This window comes from Moraxella sp. RCAD0137 (genome assembly GCF_002894025.1).
In the GTDB taxonomy this organism is placed as follows: domain Bacteria; phylum Pseudomonadota; class Gammaproteobacteria; order Pseudomonadales; family Moraxellaceae; genus Moraxella; species Moraxella porci.
Genome location: NZ_LTCC01000024.1, coordinates 1 through 1776, shown reverse-complemented (window position 1 = coordinate 1776; position 1776 = coordinate 1). Strand labels below are relative to the sequence as shown.

Annotated in this window: 2 protein-coding genes and 1 pseudogene; 2 read left to right on the top strand and 1 reads right to left on the bottom strand. The window is 45.4% G+C overall.

Annotated features, from left to right (window positions below; translation table 11 throughout):
• Positions 1 to 54: 54 nt before the first annotated feature.
• Positions 55 to 327: a hypothetical protein gene (locus AZ602_RS09655; RefSeq protein ID WP_208536440.1), complete on the top strand. Its 273-nt coding sequence runs from the start codon at positions 55 to 57 to the stop codon at positions 325 to 327.
• 15 nt (positions 328 to 342) lie between these two features.
• On the opposite strand, the gene tet(Y) is transcribed toward AZ602_RS09655, so the two are convergent.
• Positions 343 to 1518, bottom strand: coding sequence for a tetracycline efflux MFS transporter Tet(Y) (gene tet(Y) / locus AZ602_RS09650; RefSeq protein WP_103034716.1), 1176 nt, complete (start codon positions 1516 to 1518; stop codon positions 343 to 345).
• Positions 1519 to 1601: 83 nt separating this feature from the next.
• Here tet(Y) and AZ602_RS09645 point away from each other — a divergent pair.
• Positions 1602 to 1776: pseudogene (locus AZ602_RS09645) on the top strand (IS1595 family transposase); the annotation flags it as partial.

Here is a 1776-nt window from a genome sequence, read left to right as displayed (position 1 = left end):
TGTGGGCGGTAAAATCAGCTATGTCCGTATTCCCTCACCTGAAGACTTCTGGTGATGAAAATGGCATCCCCACCCGGAAACTGGAAAACCCGCTATAAAGCCAGTGATCTTGCAGACCATCAAAGATTAGAAATGACCTGCAAGAAATGTAACCGCCTTGTTTATATCAATAAGGCAATGATCAGCTCAATTCGAGGACACGAGCAATTATATTTGGACGAAGTTGAACGACGCGCACGCTGCAAAGCTCAAAATTGCCGTGGCACCATGCGCATGGCAATGGTGCGTCTTGATGAACTCAGCGGTTTTATTGGCGGGATTGCTTGATCTCCCGCCAAGATTTTAAGATCGCAATAAACTGGCTGACTGGCGCAATAATGGTATAGCAATAAGATAAAGGCTTGCTGCGACGAGCCAAACCCAACCATCCCACTGCCCCGCGGTTAAGCCATAAAGCGTCGTAAATCCGACCGGCCCGATAATCGAGGTTATATTCGTCAACCCCGTTAAAGTTCCCTGTAAAGCACCTTGTTTTTCATCGCAAACAAGACCTGAAATAATGGCCTGCAAAGCAGGCATACCAATGCCGCCTGTGGCCAGCATAAAAATTGCCGGCAGAACCATCCAGCTTTGCGTGATAAAAGCCAGCAATAAAAACCCGCACATATCAGCGCCCATTCCAAGCAGCAACACACCGCGGTCACCCAGTCGCTTTGAAAGAGTGCCGGTTAAAACAGCTTGTACGAATGTATGTGCTGCACCAAAAACGGCCAGCGACACACCTGCTGTGCCAATATCCCAATTCAAGCGCTGTTCGCCATAAATCACCCACAAAGCGGCGGGCGCCTGCCCAATCAGCTGCATAAGAAAAAACAACGCAAAAAAGCTGGCAAGTCCCTGAACTGCAAAATTGAAGCGAAAGCCTTCAAACAAATTGATTTTGGCTGGCTGTCCTTCAGGCGGTTGTGACGGCGTTTTGGGCAACAAGAAAGCCACCAAACAAAAGGCAATTGCATTGAGAAGAGCCCCTGCCACAAAGGGCGCATGCACAGATATATCACCAAGAACACCGCCAATAGCAGGCCCTGCAATTATACCTGCACCAAAACACGCCCCCATAAAACCAAACCAACGCGCACGTTCTTCCTGTTTAGTTGTATCAGCGATAATTGATGCCGCGATTGCACCAGTTGCTCCGGTAACACCTGAGATAATCCGGCCGATATAAAGCACCCATAAAACAGGCGCTGCCGCCATTATGCTATAATCAATCGTGGCACCTAAAAATGAAACCAGCAAAATAATCCGCCGTCCATAGCGGTCAGATAACCGCCCTAAAACGGGCGCGCAAAAGACCTGCATAAACGCATAAAGCGATAAAAAAACACCATAGTGAAATGCTGTTTGCTCTGCCGGTACAAATTCATTTAATAAAGCCGGAACCACCGGCATGATTAATCCCAAACCAATCGCATCAAGCGCGACAACAATGAGTGCGGTTATAAGTGATTTTGACATAGATGTGACTTTTATTTCATTGATAAGTTGGCGATAATAAACTTGGGGCTGTACTAGAATAACTCTCATGTTATACTAGTTTTATGAAGATAACCCATTGTAAACTAAGTAAAAAAGTACAAAAAAGACTGCTTGAATTTTTTGTACTTGAAGTTACTGCTCATTCGGCAGCTGATTTACTACAAATACACCCAAATTCAGCAGCTTTATTTTATCATAAAATCAGACTTGTGATAGAATACCATCTTAATCTTAAGG